Origin of the sequence: Peribacillus muralis (genome assembly GCF_001439925.1) — a bacterium.
Classification (GTDB): Bacteria; Bacillota; Bacilli; order Bacillales; family DSM-1321; genus Peribacillus; species Peribacillus muralis.
In genome coordinates, this window is the sequence record NZ_LMBV01000004.1 from 355,770 (window position 1) to 372,427 (window position 16,658).

Annotated in this window: 14 protein-coding genes; 13 read left to right on the forward strand and 1 reads right to left on the reverse strand. The window is 39.2% G+C overall.

The annotated features are described in order from the left end of the window. Positions 1-2: 2 nt before the first annotated feature. The 5 genes from glgA (at position 3) to ASU00_RS08195 (ending at position 4,660) form a co-directional block, all read left to right on the forward strand. Positions 3-1,442 (forward strand): glycogen synthase GlgA, encoded by a 1,440-nt coding sequence (glgA, locus tag ASU00_RS08175; protein WP_057912944.1) that lies wholly within the window; start codon positions 3-5, stop codon positions 1,440-1,442. A gap of 126 nt (positions 1,443-1,568) precedes the next feature. Then, on the forward strand, positions 1,569-3,074 hold the full coding sequence (gene cls, locus ASU00_RS08180) for a cardiolipin synthase (protein ID WP_057912945.1): 1,506 nt from the start codon (positions 1,569-1,571) through the stop codon (positions 3,072-3,074). A 73-nt stretch (positions 3,075-3,147) separates the two neighbouring features. Further along, positions 3,148-3,912: an exodeoxyribonuclease III gene (locus tag ASU00_RS08185; protein WP_057912946.1), complete on the forward strand. Its 765-nt coding sequence runs from the start codon at positions 3,148-3,150 to the stop codon at positions 3,910-3,912. A 55-nt stretch (positions 3,913-3,967) separates the two neighbouring features. Continuing rightward, the gene (locus ASU00_RS08190) at positions 3,968-4,366 is read left to right on the forward strand and encodes a hypothetical protein (protein WP_057912947.1); all 399 of its coding nucleotides are present in this window, start codon (positions 3,968-3,970) and stop codon (positions 4,364-4,366) included. A gap of 15 nt (positions 4,367-4,381) precedes the next feature. Then, on the forward strand, positions 4,382-4,660 hold the full coding sequence (locus ASU00_RS08195) for an HNH endonuclease (protein WP_057912948.1): 279 nt from the start codon (positions 4,382-4,384) through the stop codon (positions 4,658-4,660). A gap of 47 nt (positions 4,661-4,707) precedes the next feature. On the opposite strand, the gene ASU00_RS08200 is transcribed toward ASU00_RS08195, so the two are convergent. Further along, positions 4,708-5,229, reverse strand: a complete 522-nt coding sequence (locus ASU00_RS08200) for a DUF2179 domain-containing protein (RefSeq protein WP_057912949.1) — start codon at positions 5,227-5,229, stop codon at positions 4,708-4,710. A gap of 582 nt (positions 5,230-5,811) precedes the next feature. Between ASU00_RS08200 and ASU00_RS08205 the strand changes: the two genes are divergently transcribed. The 8 genes from ASU00_RS08205 to ASU00_RS08240 all read left to right on the forward strand — a co-directional run bounded on the left by ASU00_RS08205 (position 5,812) and on the right by ASU00_RS08240 (position 16,560). Then, on the forward strand, positions 5,812-6,306 hold the full coding sequence (locus ASU00_RS08205; RefSeq protein ID WP_057912950.1) for a DinB family protein: 495 nt from the start codon (positions 5,812-5,814) through the stop codon (positions 6,304-6,306). A 206-nt stretch (positions 6,307-6,512) separates the two neighbouring features. Continuing rightward, a complete protein-coding gene (locus tag ASU00_RS08210; protein WP_057912951.1) occupies positions 6,513-6,857 on the forward strand; it encodes a hypothetical protein in 345 nt (114 codons plus the stop codon). A gap of 24 nt (positions 6,858-6,881) precedes the next feature. Then, positions 6,882-7,457, forward strand: coding sequence for a histidine phosphatase family protein (locus ASU00_RS08215; RefSeq protein WP_330219526.1), 576 nt, complete (start codon positions 6,882-6,884; stop codon positions 7,455-7,457). A gap of 59 nt (positions 7,458-7,516) precedes the next feature. Continuing rightward, the gene (locus tag ASU00_RS08220; RefSeq protein ID WP_057912952.1) at positions 7,517-8,194 is read left to right on the forward strand and encodes an NAD(P)H-binding protein; all 678 of its coding nucleotides are present in this window, start codon (positions 7,517-7,519) and stop codon (positions 8,192-8,194) included. Positions 8,195-9,450: 1,256 nt separating this feature from the next. Continuing rightward, positions 9,451-10,227, forward strand: coding sequence for a hypothetical protein (locus tag ASU00_RS08225; protein ID WP_057912953.1), 777 nt, complete (start codon positions 9,451-9,453; stop codon positions 10,225-10,227). A gap of 1,107 nt (positions 10,228-11,334) precedes the next feature. Then, positions 11,335-12,756 carry a sigma-54 interaction domain-containing protein gene (locus tag ASU00_RS08230; protein ID WP_057912954.1) on the forward strand — a complete coding sequence of 474 codons (1,422 nt, stop codon included), beginning with the start codon at positions 11,335-11,337 and terminating at the stop codon, positions 12,754-12,756. A gap of 123 nt (positions 12,757-12,879) precedes the next feature. Next, positions 12,880-14,430 (forward strand): alpha/beta hydrolase, encoded by a 1,551-nt coding sequence (locus ASU00_RS08235; protein WP_152983709.1) that lies wholly within the window; start codon positions 12,880-12,882, stop codon positions 14,428-14,430. A gap of 117 nt (positions 14,431-14,547) precedes the next feature. Further along, complete coding sequence (locus ASU00_RS08240; RefSeq protein ID WP_236712656.1) at positions 14,548-16,560, forward strand: extracellular catalytic domain type 1 short-chain-length polyhydroxyalkanoate depolymerase; 2,013 nt, start codon at positions 14,548-14,550, stop codon at positions 16,558-16,560. The last annotated feature ends 98 nt before the right edge of the window (positions 16,561-16,658 follow it).

Below are 16,658 nucleotides of genomic sequence, written 5' to 3' on the forward strand. Positions count from 1 at the left end.
CAATGAACATACTATTTGCTGCTTCAGAATGCGCCCCCTTTATAAAAACGGGAGGGCTTGGAGACGTCATAGGAGCGCTCCCGAAAGCGCTAATAAAACAGGGAGTCCATGTAAGTGTCATCCTGCCAAAATATGGGGATCTCCCTAACCAGTTCAAACAGGAAATGAAGCATATGACCAGTATTGAAGTTCCTGTAGGCTGGCGCCAGCAATTTTGTGGAATTGAAAAGCTTGTTGCCAATGGTATTACATACTATTTTTTGGATAATGAATATTATTTCAAAAGACATGGGAGTTACGGCTTTTTCGATGATGGCGAAAGGTTCGCCTTCTTTTCACGAGCCGTATTAGAGGCTTTGCCTTACTTAGAAGAAAAGCCGGATATCGTTCACTGCCATGATTGGCAGACTGGCCTTGTCAGTGTATTATTGAAGGCACATTATCACAACCATCCTTTTTACGAGGATATTAAAACGGTATTCACCATACATAATTTACGCTATCAAGGAATTTATTCTAAAACGGTTTTAGCAGAATTACTGGATTTGAGTGAATTATATTTTACGATCGATGGTCTTGAATTTCATGGGAATGTCAGTTATTTAAAGGCTGGCTTAGCTTTCTCGAATATCGTCACGACGGTAAGTCAAAGCTATGCAGAAGAAATTCAAATCCCTTATTTCGGGGAAAATTTGGATGGTTTTTTACGAAAAAGAAATGGTGATCTTAAAGGCATCATCAATGGAATTGATTATGAGGAATATAATCCTAGCACAGATGAATTCCTTGCTGTTCCTTTTGATTCCTATGAAGGGAAAATGGAGAATAAACGTCAGTTACAGGAAGCGTTGAATCTTCCAGTGATGGAAGATGTTCCGGTACTATCCATGGTAACAAGGCTCGTTGATCAAAAAGGAATCGACCTTATCCTCCATGTTTTTCATGAAATGATGAACCAGGGAATCCAATTCATTCTTTTAGGTACGGGCGAGGAGCAATATGAATCAGCATTTCGTCATTTAGCTGAACAATACCCAAATCAAGTATCTGTCCATACATATTTTGACGAGGGTTTAGCGCGGCGAATATATGCAGGCTCCGATATGTTTCTGATGCCTTCCCAATTTGAGCCGTGTGGAATTGGCCAGCTGCTAGCTCTGCGTTATGGCACCCTCCCAGTGGTAAGGGAGACAGGTGGACTTCGTGATACGGTCATCCCTTATAATCAATTCACTGGTGAAGGGAATGGCTTCAGTTTTACGAATTATAATGCACACGATATGCTTCATACCATTGAGCAATCCGTTGGTCTGTACAAATTCCAGCCAAAGCGGTGGAAGAGCCTAGTGAAAGGCGCAATGAAGCAGGACTTTAGTTGGTCATCATCATCTTTGGCTTATATAAAGTTATATGAAAGCCTGCTTCCTGTTTTGCAACGATAAATGGATAGGAAATATACAAAACACTTGCGAGATTAAATTCTTCGTAAGTGTTTTGTTTCTTTTACCATCAATTAGGGGTATATATTTAAATGTACATAAAATATTGCTGTGTAGGAGAATGAAACGATGAAAAGAAGAAGAATGGAAATTGTATTTTTATTTATTATAATAGCTGCGGTTTATATGATCTTATTTACACAAGCTAGCTTTGAATTAAAGCTATTTTTTGGAGGATTATATATTTTTGTCATGTTCATAACGATGATTTCCCTCATGCTCGAAAATAGATTTGCTCACGAGACCCTATTATGGATGTACGTTCTCGTGTTTTTCCCGGTTTTGGGATATCTGTTTTATTTATTTTCAGGTCAACTTTATTTAAAAGGCTATTTGTATCAAAGCAAACGGAAACGAGATCGTGAAGAATGGAAGAACCTCGTATCACATGTATCATCGCCAGATTTATCGTTCCTGAATAATCATCAGCAATCGTTCGCGGCGTTTGCCGAAAATGCTTCTGAGACCAAAATAAGTACAGCTTCAAAAACAGCAGTTCTGAAAAACGGAAATGAAACATTTACGGAAATTATAAAGCAGTTAAAAAAAGCCGAAAAGTTCATTCATATTGAATATTATATTTTTCGGTCAGATAGGCTTGGTACGGAAATTATCGATATCCTCATAGAAAAAGCGGAAGCCGGTGTGGAGGTATTATTCATTTTTGATGCAGCCGGCAGTTTAAAACTTTCTAATAATGAAATTAAACGAATGAAAAATGCTGGAATAAAAGCCTTTCCTTTTTCTCCATTGAAACACGGTTTCTTCAATCAAAAATTCAATTTCAGGAATCACCGGAAAATCATCATCATTGATGGGGAGATTGGCTTTGTGGGCGGCTTAAACGTCGGGGAGGAATATTTAGGAAGAAATAAAGAGATTGGATTCTGGAGGGACACTCACATGGTCCTTAAAGGGGAGGCGGTCTATATGCTACATACCGTGTTTCTTTTGGATTGGGAATATGTCAGTGGCGAAGATGTATTGCAAGAGCGTCCGCAATTAAAAAGCGAAGGTGAAAAAGGCGATGGAGCTGTCCAGGTGGTGGCAAGCGGACCGGATACTCAGCAGGGAATCATGAGTGATTTTTATTATGCGCTAATCACTAGCGCTACTGAATCAATTTGGATAGCTAGTCCATACTTCGTGCCTAATCAAGCAATTAAAGCAGCGATCAAACATGCTGCCGTAAAAGGGATTCAAGTTAGGCTAATGGTTCCAGCAGTAAATGATGGGTTTTTAACCCAATATGGCAGCCGCTCATATTTCGGCGAACTGCTCCAATATGGTGTAGAGGTATATTCCTATAAAAAAGGTTTTTTACATCAGAAACTTATCATCGTCGATGGTGATACCGCATCCATCGGGACGGCAAACATGGATATGAGGAGTTTTCATCTTAATTTTGAAGTCAATGTCTTCCTTATGGGCAGCCGCTCCATCGATGATCTTATCTCTCACTATAAGGACGATATGCTGCATAGTGAAAAACTAGACCCGATTACATATAATAGTCGAAGCATGCTTGAACGGTCAAAAGAATCATTTGCCAGGTTGTTCTCCAATGTACTCTAATGGGAAAAAACACGGATCAATAGTATAGTGGAAAGGAACGAAATTAACGGGAATAAGGGGAGTTTAAGAGAAAATGAAATTGGTTTCCTGGAATGTAAATGGAATTAGGGCTTGTGTAAAGAAAGGATTTTTAGATTACTTCAAAGATGTGGATGCGGATATTTTCTGTCTGCAAGAAACGAAGCTTCAAGAAGGCCAAATCGCGCTTGAGCTTGAAGGGTACCATCAATATTGGAATTATGCATTGAAAAAAGGTTATTCCGGCACTGCCATATTCACAAAGGAAAAGCCGCTTTCAATAAAATATGGTGTAGGTGATTTGACCGAGGAACCAGAAGGGAGGATCATCACCCTCGAATACAAGAATTTTTATGTCGTGAACGTCTATTCACCAAATGCCAAAAGGGATTTGACTAGGCTAGATTATCGTCTCGAATGGGAAGAAGCAATGATCGACTATCTTAAGGAGCTCGACATGATTAAGCCGGTTTTCTTTTGTGGCGATCTCAATGTAGCGCATCAGGAAATCGACTTGAAAAACCCAAAACCTAACATCGGCAATTCTGGTTTCACAACGGAAGAACGTGGTAAGATGACGGAGTTGCTTGATGCAGGGTTTATCGATACGTTTCGCCACTTTTATCCTTTACAGGAAGGTGCCTATACGTGGTGGTCGTACATGAGCAAAGTAAGAGAACGAAATATCGGGTGGAGAATCGATTATTTCATTGCTTCAAAGCGGTTGTCCAGTTCTCTAATCGATGCCAACATCCACTGTGATATCATGGGGAGCGATCATTGCCCCGTCGTCTTGGAAGCGAATCTTTCATTCGAATAAATTCGGTTAATTGGGGATACTATTGATTACCGATAAACAGGTAGGAGGTAGGATGATGAAGACATTCATCGTGAGTTTCCATCAAGAAGATAATGTAGACAGCATGCAGGTGCAAAAACTGACGGCCGCCGAATTTGAAAAAACGACGTCCCGTGGATTTCGCAGGTTATTTGATTTAGATACTAATATCGGCTATTTCGTCTTTTTTGATGCTGAAGATGATGAGGGGGATTTATCTCATTTGGTCTTACAGTATGCAGAAGATAATCAGGATCCAAGTGATTGTTATTCTTTTTCTAAACCTGATTTTTATGAATTCATGGCCCTTTATTTGCAAGGCATGAATGATAGTGAAGAAGATGAAGAAGGTGATGATGAAGAATATGGGCCTATCCATCATCTTGCCCATTTGATGTTTCACATCGTTGAGGAAGGGAAATCCGTAAAGCCTTAACGGACGTAGTGGGAAATGAGAGGTACATGTGAGCTTTGTCAAAGGGATGGAATTGAATTGACCGTCCATCATTTAATACCAAGAGAAGAGGGAGGCAGTCATTTACCAACTGCAGCCCTTTGTAAATCATGCCATAAACAGATTCACGCCCTGTATTCAAACAGGGAGCTAGCCATCCGCTTATATACGATAGCATTGCTTAAAGATGATGAATCCTTAAAAAAATATATAAAGTGGATTAAAAAACAGCCGGCAACGAAAGCAGTCAAAATAAGAAAATCCAAAACCAAATAAAAAGGGGAAAGCCGTCTGTTATGATGATGGCTTTCTCCTTTTGCTTTTTAGCTTGCCTTATTTTTTAACCGATCCAATAAAAATCCGCCTTTGAAATAACGCGGTTCATATGAAATGATGAAAGCCTTCGGTTCGAATTTTTCAACGGTTGCGATTAATTCTTGCTCACGGTTTCGTTTCGTCAAGATTTCCATTCGATAACGGTTGCTATCCCTGCCCTCACCAGTATAGAGGGTGACACCGAATCCATTGTTCCTTAGTGTATCGACTAACTCAGCATTTTTGGATTGGGTATTTACGGTTACATTTATATAGCCGATGGCGAGTTTTTGCTCAATTTTCGTTCCAAAAATAATACCGATACCAAAACCGACAGCATATACAACCATGGCAAGAAAGCTTTGGTCACCGCCAAATACGAGAGACAAACCAAAAACGTATACTAACATTTCTGCAATGCCTAGTATTGAGGCAAGGATGGTGATATTTTTCACTAAGAAAATGGTTCGCAGCGTGTAAATCGGTACATAAATAAGTTGCAATAGTAGTATTAGAAGTATCTCTTTCAAAACAGCACCTCACCATATCTTGTAGTTATTTTACGATGTTTGAGCTTTTGGGATCATCATCCCATATGTAACATCTTCCATAATCTAACCACAATTTATAAGCTGAATTCAATGGGAATATTATGTATTTTGTGTGAATGTTTATAGAGAGGGAATTCGAACAAATTATATTTTTTGGCTTTGTTAAAGATTGTGTTGTTATTAGATTAAAAACGAACGCTCGTTCCTGAATGGGCTGATATTACTGAGAGCAAGTGAGTTTTAATGGCGGTAGTGGGTTTAATCAAACCAAATCAAATACATCAGCAGCGATTGAAGGAGTTCTGCACAAAGAGAAACAGAATCTGTATTCACTGATGTATTTTACTTGTTTCTTCTCAGGTAACATAACTTATGATAAACTATTGTTATCAGAACTTTCCAAATAATGGAGCGTTCCTTATACCGTTTTATCGGCCAGTTTAATTGAACAAAGAATTGGCATGACATCTTATTAATTAGCGAGCAATCTCTAACACGTCGCAAATGAATTCTGACCAAAGGTATGATCTATAATAGGGATTAAATTGGAGGGGATAGAAAATGGATGTAAAGACACTTTTGTTACAACAGTGGGCAAACTGCTTAGATAAAGAAGAATGGTTTCCACCACTTGAAAAAGTGCTAGAGGATGTTACTTTTGAACAAGCACTTTGGAAACCAGCGGATGGGACAATGAATTCCATTTGGGAATTAGTTTGTCATTTACTTTTCTATGAAAAAAGATTTCTGATGCGATTTCTTGGTGAAACAGCGAATGAACCACAGGCAGAAGATAATGATGCTACATTTCGAATCCCAACTGAGACGTTAGAAAATTGGAAAGAAACAAAACAAGAATACTTTCATGTTCATCGTGAACTGGGAAAAATACTAGCAAAATCTGAACATGAAGATTTGTATAGACAGATCCCAGGAGAAGATAATTCATTAGTGCTTGAACTGAAGAGTTTAGCGTTGCACGACGCATACCATATTGGACAAATTGTATTCCTAAGTAAAATGCAAGGAGCTTGGCCTGCGAAGCGCAGCTTTTAAAAAGCTTCGTTAGCTTTACGGTTATTTCTCTATAGGTGCTTTAAAGGAATAAGAATGGGAACGTCCAAAACGGACGTTCCCATATTTTGTACTTGAAAAACAACAATACTATTAAAAAAAGCCTATTTATTAAACGAACTTCAACATACTCTTTTTTGTGAAGATTTGGTATCATTATCCTTAATCATTCATTGGGGGGATTGATCATGATTAATTATGATGGGCGGATTTTCAAAGCAAAAGTCAATTCAGAAATCGGGGAAGTTTCGGACAGTACGTCCTTTCACTATTCACAGGAAGGATCGATTCTTTCAGCAAGCTATCAAGGCGGCGAAATTATTAAAGGGACTTTGATAGGACTTGTCAATCCAGATGGAACTCTTCAATTCCGCTACAACCATATCAATGAACAAGGGGAAATTAGAGGAGGCAGCTGTTTCTCCAAACCGGAAATATTGAATGACGGCAGAATACGATTACATGAATGGTGGAAATGGTCAGATCTCGAGCAAAGCGAAGGACACTCCATCATGGAAGAACAGAGAAAATAATGTAAACCAATATAGAAAGGTTTGATGACAATTACGACGATTTGTTTAGTGAGGCATGGCCAAACTGATTGGAATGCACAGGGAAAACTGCAAGGGCAGACCGATATCCCTTTAAATGGACTTGGAAAAATACAGGCACGGCAATGTGGTGAATTTTTGATGAAAGAAAATTGGGATGTAATCATTACAAGTCCCCTTATCAGGGCAAGGGAAACGGCTGATATCATTGCTCTTAACATCAATGTTCCTGTAATTGAAAAAATTGAATTCATTGAAAAGAACTTTGGAGCCGCAGAGGGTTTGACAGCTGAAAAGAGGGAGGCGGCATTCAAAGATAAAGCCTATCCTGGCCAAGAAAGTGAACAGTCACTCACGAGCAGGCTGATGAAGGGACTTCAAGAAATCCAGGAGGAATATCCCGAAAGGAAAGTAATTCTCGTTGCACATGGGGCCGTCATTCATTTTATATTACGATTGATGTCCAACCAATCAATTATATCCAATGAAATGCGTTTATCCAATGCATGCTTGAGCACGATAAGATTCGAGGTCGATTCTTGGATCATAAAGGACTTCAATCAAATCAATCACTTATCATAATGCTATAAAAGGAATAGGCTTGGCTGTTCTCACCAGCTCATGAAAGAAAGAAGGAAATCATGATTAATAAAAAGACGGCAATGGTCTTGGGGGCAACGGGAGTGGTCGGCACCCAGCTCGTTAAAGAATTAGGCAATAGCCATATATATGAAGAAATTCACTTGCTGACAAGAAGGCATGTGGAAATCAAAGAACCGAATTGCACCGTACATACCGTAGATTTCGAACGTTTAACTTCGTTTGCGCATTTATTTAACGTCACGGATGTTTTTATATGCTTGGGTACAACGATCAAGAAGGCAAAATCTAAAGAGGCGTTTCGTAAAGTCGATTATGACTACGTTATGAAAGCGGCGAAAATCGCTAAGAACTGCAATGTTGAGAAATTACTTGTCATAACGGCTATGGGAGCCAATTCAAAATCAACCTTTTTTTACAGTCGTGTAAAAGGTGATGTCGAAGGGGGACTTCAACAATTAGCTCTGAAATCGGTCCATATATTTCGTCCTTCCTTACTTCTTGGCGAACGAGAGGAATTCCGGGTCGGTGAGAAGATTTCAGGTATAGTGAGTTCCATTGCCCAATTTATCTTCATAGGACCACTACGTCCCTATCGTGCCATTGAAGCAAAAAAAGTAGCCGCTGCTATGTATATCGCGGCCCAAACATCCACTACAGGCTTTCACATTCATCCTTCTGATGATATCGAGAAGCTTGCAGCTTCGAATGATTGTTAAGGGCTCCCACTTTTGAAATTCCTTTTGCTTCGCCAGAGGTTCAGGTATTAGGGCGAAACGTTCGAAAGCTACCGGTACAAATTCATTAATCAATAGATAATTTCAATTTGATCTCGCAAAATTGAAACATGTTTAGATAGAAACTTCAATTCCTCAAGTCTTACAAGCTAAAAGTTATATCCCAATTGATTGGTGTCCATGGTGCGAGAATCTGGCTTAGAAGACACCTCTAGGACAGTTCCAGCAGGCATAAAGTCGAGGACGGACCTCGAGTGCGCCTGGTACACACCCAAACATTTGTAGACAAATTCGATATTAATCGGGTTTGTCCTTTCTTGTTAGTCTTTAATTGGGAATGATTTTCTTATTAAATCATTTCAAGCTCAATTCGCTGAATTAAATCTTTCTTTAAACGAATCTAAGTCGTTGTTGACTAAAGCTCTTATCTAGTGAAGTGAAAGTCCGGTGGTACTCTCTTATAATTATTTTGCTTGGCTTGCCATTTAGTTATAGTTGTACCATTTGTAGTTTGAATTTTTGGTGAATGTTCGACGCTTATGTATAGTCATAGTAGATTATAAATTTTCGTTAGACTACTTGTCCTTAATATTATTTCACTTATTGTAGCCGATTGAATACAAAACACTGGGAGCAATTGAGGCGATAGCTTCATCTTGATGCAAAGTGGATTGGAACGGAAGGTGCGAAACTCCTGCGGGAAATGCGGTTAAGGGGAGACCCATAGGCGCAAGCTCCGAGGAGGCTCCCCAACCGCCCGCGGAAAGGGAGCGCCTGCAGTGGAAAGCCACGGTCTAAGTAAATACCACACGCAAAGCGGAATGGAACGGCAGGGCACTGAGAGATTGGGGTTTTTATACAATAGATCCCTTTGTCAATATTCTTATCAGTTCTCCATTCTTAACGGTTTTTGAGGCTTTATATTGGTTGTTGAAACCCTTTCGTTATCATCCTGTGATATCTGTCATCCATTCTTTATCTGTTTGTTCTTTGTATGATAAGCAGTTGTGCTATTATTTAAAAGGTTATCAAGTATGTGGATAGAATTAACTGCAGGTGATTATTCATCGCATTAGAGGAAATGTAATAGATATGCGCACTTGCATAGTTTTAAAAAACAGTTTTGAAGTTTCTCGATATCGCGACCCAAACTAAGTTAGAAGGGACTTGTTTTCCATAGATTGCCCAGCATCACAATAGATAACTTCATGGAAAGTAAAAAGGAAAGGTGAAAAAATGTGAACACAGATCAAGCTTTCGACCTTTTAAAGGATGCAGGTGTAGCAGAAAGTAACAGTATTCAAATTGTCAGGCGTTGGCTACGTGAAGGCCGGATTAAATATGAGGGAGGAAACGTGCATAGAGAAAAAGCATTTACGGTGTCTGACACAGATCTAGCGTTTGATTTGTTGAAAGATGCAGGGATTTCAGAAAACAATCGTATAAAGACGGTCAGGCGTTGGCTTGTTGAGGGCAGAATAAAATACGACGGCCGAAATATGGAAAGTTTTAAATCTTCAATTGATGACAAACCCTTCAAACTGTCTATAAATGAGCTTCCGGATCAAAATAAAGACGAAATCATTCAACGGTTAAAATTAAAAATACAAGCTCAAGATACGCATTTAAAAGGAATGGAAGAGCTTCATGAGACTTCAAAGAAAAAATTGATTCAGCAAAGAGAGATGTATAAAAAGGAAGTTGTCATGCTAAGGAATGAGAACAGCAAATTGCAAAATGAAGCGAAGGATTTATTAACGGAGAATATTGAATTACGAAATGAATTGATGAAAGCGAAGCAAAATCAAACAGATCGTAACCATTCAGTTCCAACTGCTCGAACAGATGATTATAATAAAAAATTAGGACTTTCAAAAAAAGCAACTGTTAAAGAAGTATTGGCAGGATATAAAGGTTTATTAAAAATAACTCATCCTGACCATAATGGCAATGCTAAGGTATTTCATTACATTAAGACTGATTACGATAACTTTAGGAATGGTAACAATGGTTAATGAATAGTAGGTTTTAAACATTTGCATAAGGATCCTTCAAATGAAACAAATAAATTGATGCGGCTTCTGAGCCGCAGAGAAGTAGGAACGTTACTAGTATTTTAAGCTATATATCGCTAAATATTCGAAATGCAACTCCATGCTTTTTTGTTTGCACACTGAAGGATTAAATATAGGAAAAAAAATCCCCTCCATGCTTAATGATGATATTCTTTCTTCCGATTTTGGTAGTCCTGTCATATTCATTTTATTAAAGCATCACACAACTCCTTGTTTCCACCTCATGTGAAAATTCCAATTATAGAATGAAGTCTTTTATCTTTTGAAAATCCAAAACTACAATATATAGGTTATTGTTTTACTGTCTTTCGTTTAATTTTATGGATTCGAGAGTGCAAAAAAAGTAAATTTTTTCGGATACATATAATCTTCCCCTACCTTCCAAGGACAAATCCTTATCTTTTTAATAACTCACTTCTAACACAACATATATGCCACTTAATATTTCTAATATAGAATTACCCGAAATGATCTTCCAAGCACGAAAACAAGATATTCTCCCGGAAATTGTACTAACTCCTTCATGAGACGATATTTCTCTCGGGACTTCAGGGCCATACAAATCATCTAGTATATTGATAGATTCCTAACTCTCGGAAATTTCCGCGATTCCGGAATTTAAAGCAGATTTATTTCTTTGTTAATTCCTTAATCCCGGAATAGGTTATCTTTGCATGAATCTTTCATAATAAAGGTAAACGGGGTTTTACTTCATAAATCACAAATATTCATAGATTAAAAATTCTATTGTAACATTGGCATGAAAACTGCAAGTAACATTAATGAAAAAACATTAGGAGGGTTGAAACATTTTGAAAACGCTCTCAAAAAGAGGGGGGCTAAACGGATCGTTTCTCTAGGATGGAGGGTATAAAGCACAACAGAAAAGCAATGGGTAGGCTCCACAACTTTCTTCGTTAATTCTCGCAATGCAATTGGCCAGAATATTATAATTAATAGCATACGAGCTTTTCTCCAGATTTAATTTTGACGTTGGAGAAAATACTTTTATGCATTGTGAAGAGAAGAAAACGAGGAGAGATGGCAATGAAATTAGGAATCAGTACTCTTCCAAAAAAATGGCTAGAAGAAATCATCAATTTAGCAGCAGAATGCGTAGTGGTGGTTGATTGTAAAGGGACTGTCGTGTATATCAACTCTGCATATTGTGAGTTTCTAGAAACAACTATGGAAGAGGCTTTAGGGAAACCAGTTCAAGAAGTCATAGAAAATACACGTATGCATATGGTGGCAAAAAACGGCCAAGCGGAAGTTGCTGTGGTTCAACCTATCAAGGGGAGCGAAATGGTGGCCAACCGCTATCCGCTTTATATCGATAATGAATTGGTCGGAGCAGTAGGAACGGTTATGTTTCGGAACCCTCAAGAATGGCTTAATTATTCAAGAAAAATTCAGCCGCTTCTGAAGGAACTTAAATATTATAAGACGAAGTTTGAAAAAGAATTGAAAAGTAAGTATCGTCTTGAGGATCTTGTCGGAGAAAGCCCTGAATTTTCAGAAGCAAAACGACTGGCTAGAAGGGTCTCCAGCAGTCAATCTTCTATATTATTATCCGGAGAATCAGGCACAGGGAAAGAATTGTTTGCTCATGCTATCCATCAAATGAGCCCGCGTGGGCACTTTCCCTTTGTCCGTGTGAACTGTGCCTCCATTCCGGAAAATTTATTAGAATCAGAGTTATTTGGTTATGAAGAAGGAGCGTTTACCGGAGCAAAAAGGGGAGGGAAAAAGGGGAAGTTTGAATTAGCTCAACATGGCACAGTTCTCCTTGATGAAATCGGTGATATGTCTATTCACATGCAAAGTAAGCTTCTTCGAGTACTGCAGGAAAAGGAGGTTGAGCGAGTTGGGGGTCAGGCCCCAGTTCCCGTCGATGTTCGCATCATCGCAGCGACACACCGCAATCTGGAAAAAATGGTCCAAGATGGGGAGTTTCGCCAAGATCTATACTATAGACTCAATGTGATGAAAATTGAAATCCCCCCTCTAAGAGAACGCAAAGAAGATATTATTCTAGTGGCACTGAAGCTTTTGATAAAACTTGAAGAAAAATTCAATAACCAAGGAATTGAACTTTCCGTTGAAGCAGCTGAACTCTTGCGAAATCATGCGTGGCCGGGAAACGTACGAGAACTGGAAAATGTATTAGAAAGAGCAGTCAATGTTTTGGATGGAAAAATAATTCGCGGGGCACATTTGCCGCTATATCTTCAAGATGGCAATGTTCGTCCGTCTCTTGCTTATACTCAACTTAAGTCTCCTGAAGTAATGTCGCATATAACAAAGACTTCAATTCAACCATTAAGAGAAATAATAGCTTCTGCAGAAAAAGAAGCTATTATTGAAGCATTGCGCTTAACAAATGGGAATAAGAAGCTAGCCGCTGAAATGTTGAAGATTGGAAAAACAAGTCTTTATGACAAATGTACATCTTACAATATTAAATAGTTTTAAAGTTTCCGATTTATAAAGAGGAAAGATGAAGTCATCTTCACAAACGAAGGAAATGAAAGTGCTGGAGAAGGTCCTTAAAAAGCTTGTTCATTGATTAATGGAATAGGAGGAGGTTTTATGGTTAAACCCAAACTGTTGGCGATAGCTACAGCTTCAGCTTTAATGTTTCCGTTTGTTACTCAGTGCTTCTTGCAAACAAGTGCTTCAGCTGCCGCTGCCTACTCTTCGGCCATCCCGGGTGCACAAGATGTTAAAGTGACCAATTTTGATGGGAATAGCGGAGACTGGTTAACGACTAAAAACCCGGAACAATATGCAGCGGCGACTGTCTTTGGGAATGTAGGATTAGTTCCTTATAATTGGGGAAATAAGGAAGATGGAACAGGTTGGTATAACATGTACAATCCAGCAGCGGTAAGGGGTGTACAAGTTAATGGGGCGTTTGAAGATGCAAAATTTCTAATTCGTGTTCCAGACAATTGGAATGGGAAATTGGTTGTATCCGGAATCCCAGCGACTCGAAATGAAACGGCTACCGATCTGCTGTTTAGCGATTTTGTGTTAGCTAAAGGCTATGCTTTTGCTGCTATTGATAAAGGGACACAAGGAGAAATTGACCTTAATGATACACTGGCAAAAGCAAAGAACGCGTTAGTTGATAGAGATGACAGTATTTCTGAGTGGCATCAACGCTTTAGACAATTGACCAAATCAGCGCAAAAATATTTGATTGAAAATTATCCCGATCAGCTTATTCAAGTAAAGGATAAGAAAAATCCAGCAAGTAAATTGATTAACGCCAATCATAAAGTGCCTACCTATGCAATCGGAATCTCAAATGGCGGATATGTCGTTCGTTATGCACTTGAACACGATGGACCAGATGAGACTGGAGAACCATCCTTGTTTGATGGCGGAGTCGATTGGGAAGGCGTGTTATGGAGAGCCAATGAACCGAATCTAATTAGCTCATTAACCTCGGTTGTCAATCATGCAGAGAAAGCTATTTACAGTACAGGTAAAGAAAAGCGGAAAGCGATGAAAGAATTATATAAAACTGGCTTGCCGAGAGGTTCTGAAAAACTTTGGAGTTACCATGACCAGGTTTACTGGTTCCTCACATTAAACATTTATCGGGATGAACTCGATCCATTCGCACCAAACAGAATCGATTGGAGAAATTATTTGAACTACCAAGACGGTATTCGTGATCGTACATACGACTCCATCTTTAAAGATTATACGTATAGTTCACGGCCGAACAATGTTAAACGCAATGTTAAGGCTATAGAAAATACCGGCGATATTGATGTGCCGTTAATCAGTTTAGCGGGGTCTTGGGATTCGTTAATCTTTCCGACCATCCATGCCGAGGGATATAATAAATTAGTAAAACAAGCGGGAAAAGGCAAATTACACCGACTTTATACCGTTGAAAAAGGAAATCATGTCGACAGCTTGGTGTGGAACAATGCAACGGATCCAAATAAGGAGTTGCAGCCTTTACTTCCATATGCTCATCAAGCTTTTGACTTGCTCGTGGACTGGGTAGAAAACCATGAAAAAGCACCAACCAGCAAATCAATTCCAACACCGCAGGATCATACAAAAGTGTTCAATATTAAGACTGGTAAAGAAGAAGAACCTAATTCAGCGGAGAATAAATAACCGTACCACTATATTTAAATCTCTAAGAATGATGAAGAGAATTATTGAAAACGCTTCCTATTTTGTTTTAAGCCAGGGAGCTTTGGGAAGGATATTAACTTTGGGAGGAATACTGTTATGAAGAAACTGAAAAATTGGTTCATTATCGGATTGGTTTTTACGATCTTTATGTCAATAGTACCAACAATGTCTTCGGCTGCAGGCAGTTTTATCTCAAAAACATTTAATGGAAGAAACTATAAGGTTTATGTACCAAGCGGATATCAATCAGGCACGGATGTACCTCTAGTGGTCATGTTGCACGGATGTACACAAGATCCTAATCAATTTGCTGCTGGAACGAAAATGAATGACCTTGCAGAGTCAGAAAAGTTTATTGTCGCATATCCTGAACAACCTTCTTCTGCCAACTCAAATAAATGCTGGAACTGGTTCGATCCGGCTCACCAAACCCGAGGTAGCGGGGAACCGAGTTTAATAGCAGGCATAGTGAATCAAATAAAACAAAATTATACCATTGATGACAATCGTGTCTTCACTGGAGGGTTATCTGCCGGGGCAGCTATGGCTGTTATTATGGGGGCAACTTATCCAGATGTTTTTGCTGCTGTTAGTGTCGGAGCTGGTTTAGAGTATAAGGCAGCTACAAGCGTATCAAACGCATACACCGCGATGAGCAATGGCGGACCGAATCCGGGTCTGCAAGGAGATGCTGCTTACAATGCCATGGGAGCCTTTAAAAGAGTAGTGCCAGTTGTCGTTTTTCACGGTACTGCTGACTCTACCGTAAATCAAGTAAATGCAAATCAAGTAATCTCACAATGGGCCCAAACGAATGATAAGGCATCCGATGGAACCGATAATAATAACATTGATGATACTGCAGAGCAAACCATTTCAGGAACAGTGCCAGGCGGTCGAACTTATAAGCAATATATTTACAAAGATACTGCCGGTTCAACAGTAATGGAGAAATATATGGTGGACGGCATGGGACATGCTTGGTCTGGTGGAAGCACTGCAGGTTCATATACTGATCCTAACGGACCAAATGCTACCCAAATCAGTTGGGATTTCTTTAAAAATCATCCTAAAAACAGTGCAGATACAGTTCCGCCAGTAACAACAGCTTCACCAGCCGGAGGAACGTACACCAATTCTGTTAACGTATCTCTATCAGCAAACGAAACAGCAACAACTTATTATACAACTGACGGAAGTACACCCACTACAAGTTCCAATAGTTATACAGGTCCAATTACAATCAGTTCCGACAAAACACTAAAGTTCTTTAGCAAAGACTCAGCCGGTAACCGAGAAAGTATTAGAACGGAAGTGTATGAGATCAATACAGGTGCGGATACTAGTCCACCAGTAACCACAGCTTCACCGGCTGGAGGAACGTACACCAATTCTGTTAGCGTATCCCTATCGGCAAGCGAAACAGCAACAACTTATTATACAACTGACGGTAGTACACCTACTACTAGTTCCAACAATTATACAGGTCCAATTACAATCAGTTCCGACAAAACATTAAAGTTCTTTAGCAAAGACTCAGCCGGTAACCAGGAAAGTATTAGAACGGAAGTGTACACGATTAATTCAAACCAGTCCGCTTCCTTTAGTTCCATAGCTTCAGAAGATGGATTCGTAGGGAGTTTACTCGCTGATAGTTTAAGTACAACTGTTCATAAGATTGGCGATAAAGGAATGTCCAATACAGATACGTATCGTACGATCTTGTCTTTTGACTTAAGCTCAATTCCGGATACAGCGATGATAACCAGTGTAAAATTAAGAGTTTATCGTAAATCCTTATCAGGAACAGTCGGCGGTATGAATGTTGACATTAAAAAGGGTGTTTTTGGAACTAGCAGCAGTTTGGAACAAGGTGATTACAATGCTACAGCATCAGCGGCGGCTATTGCATCATTATCCATTCCTTCAGGAGATAACATTTACGCTGAGGTGGATTTACCTTCAAGCGCTTTCGTACACATTAATAAAAACGGGAAAACACAAATCCGGCTTAAGAGCTCCACAGCAGCTGATTTTTCAGCTGATGTTCTCGAAATTTTCGGTGGCGAAGATGCCGTTTTTGCACCTGTGTTAAATGTTACGTATTAAAAGAATAGAATCTTGTGAAGTGGATTTTTTGAAATGGAATACACATTCCAAGGATGAGAAAGATTTAAGTGGATACCTTAGGAAACTATAAAAAGGCG

Excerpts from the sequence above, each read along its gene's own strand:
- ASU00_RS08240 (WP_236712656.1), top strand. The coding sequence starts at position 14,548 with ATGAAGAAACTGAAAAATTGGTTCATTATCGGATTGGTTTTTACGATC.
- ASU00_RS08195 (WP_057912948.1), top strand. The coding sequence starts at position 4,382 with ATGAGAGGTACATGTGAGCTTTGTCAAAGGGATGGAATTGAATTGACC.
- glgA (WP_057912944.1), top strand. The coding sequence starts at position 3 with ATGAACATACTATTTGCTGCTTCAGAATGCGCCCCCTTTATAAAAACG.
- ASU00_RS08220 (WP_057912952.1), top strand. The coding sequence starts at position 7,517 with ATGATTAATAAAAAGACGGCAATGGTCTTGGGGGCAACGGGAGTGGTC.
- ASU00_RS08185 (WP_057912946.1), top strand. The coding sequence starts at position 3,148 with ATGAAATTGGTTTCCTGGAATGTAAATGGAATTAGGGCTTGTGTAAAG.
- ASU00_RS08210 (WP_057912951.1), top strand. The coding sequence starts at position 6,513 with ATGATTAATTATGATGGGCGGATTTTCAAAGCAAAAGTCAATTCAGAA.
- ASU00_RS08190 (WP_057912947.1), top strand. The coding sequence starts at position 3,968 with ATGAAGACATTCATCGTGAGTTTCCATCAAGAAGATAATGTAGACAGC.
- ASU00_RS08235 (WP_152983709.1), top strand. The coding sequence starts at position 12,880 with ATGGTTAAACCCAAACTGTTGGCGATAGCTACAGCTTCAGCTTTAATG.
- ASU00_RS08215 (WP_330219526.1), top strand. The coding sequence starts at position 6,882 with ATGACAATTACGACGATTTGTTTAGTGAGGCATGGCCAAACTGATTGG.
- ASU00_RS08230 (WP_057912954.1), top strand. The coding sequence starts at position 11,335 with ATGAAATTAGGAATCAGTACTCTTCCAAAAAAATGGCTAGAAGAAATC.
- cls (WP_057912945.1), top strand. The coding sequence starts at position 1,569 with ATGAAAAGAAGAAGAATGGAAATTGTATTTTTATTTATTATAATAGCT.
- ASU00_RS08205 (WP_057912950.1), top strand. The coding sequence starts at position 5,812 with ATGGATGTAAAGACACTTTTGTTACAACAGTGGGCAAACTGCTTAGAT.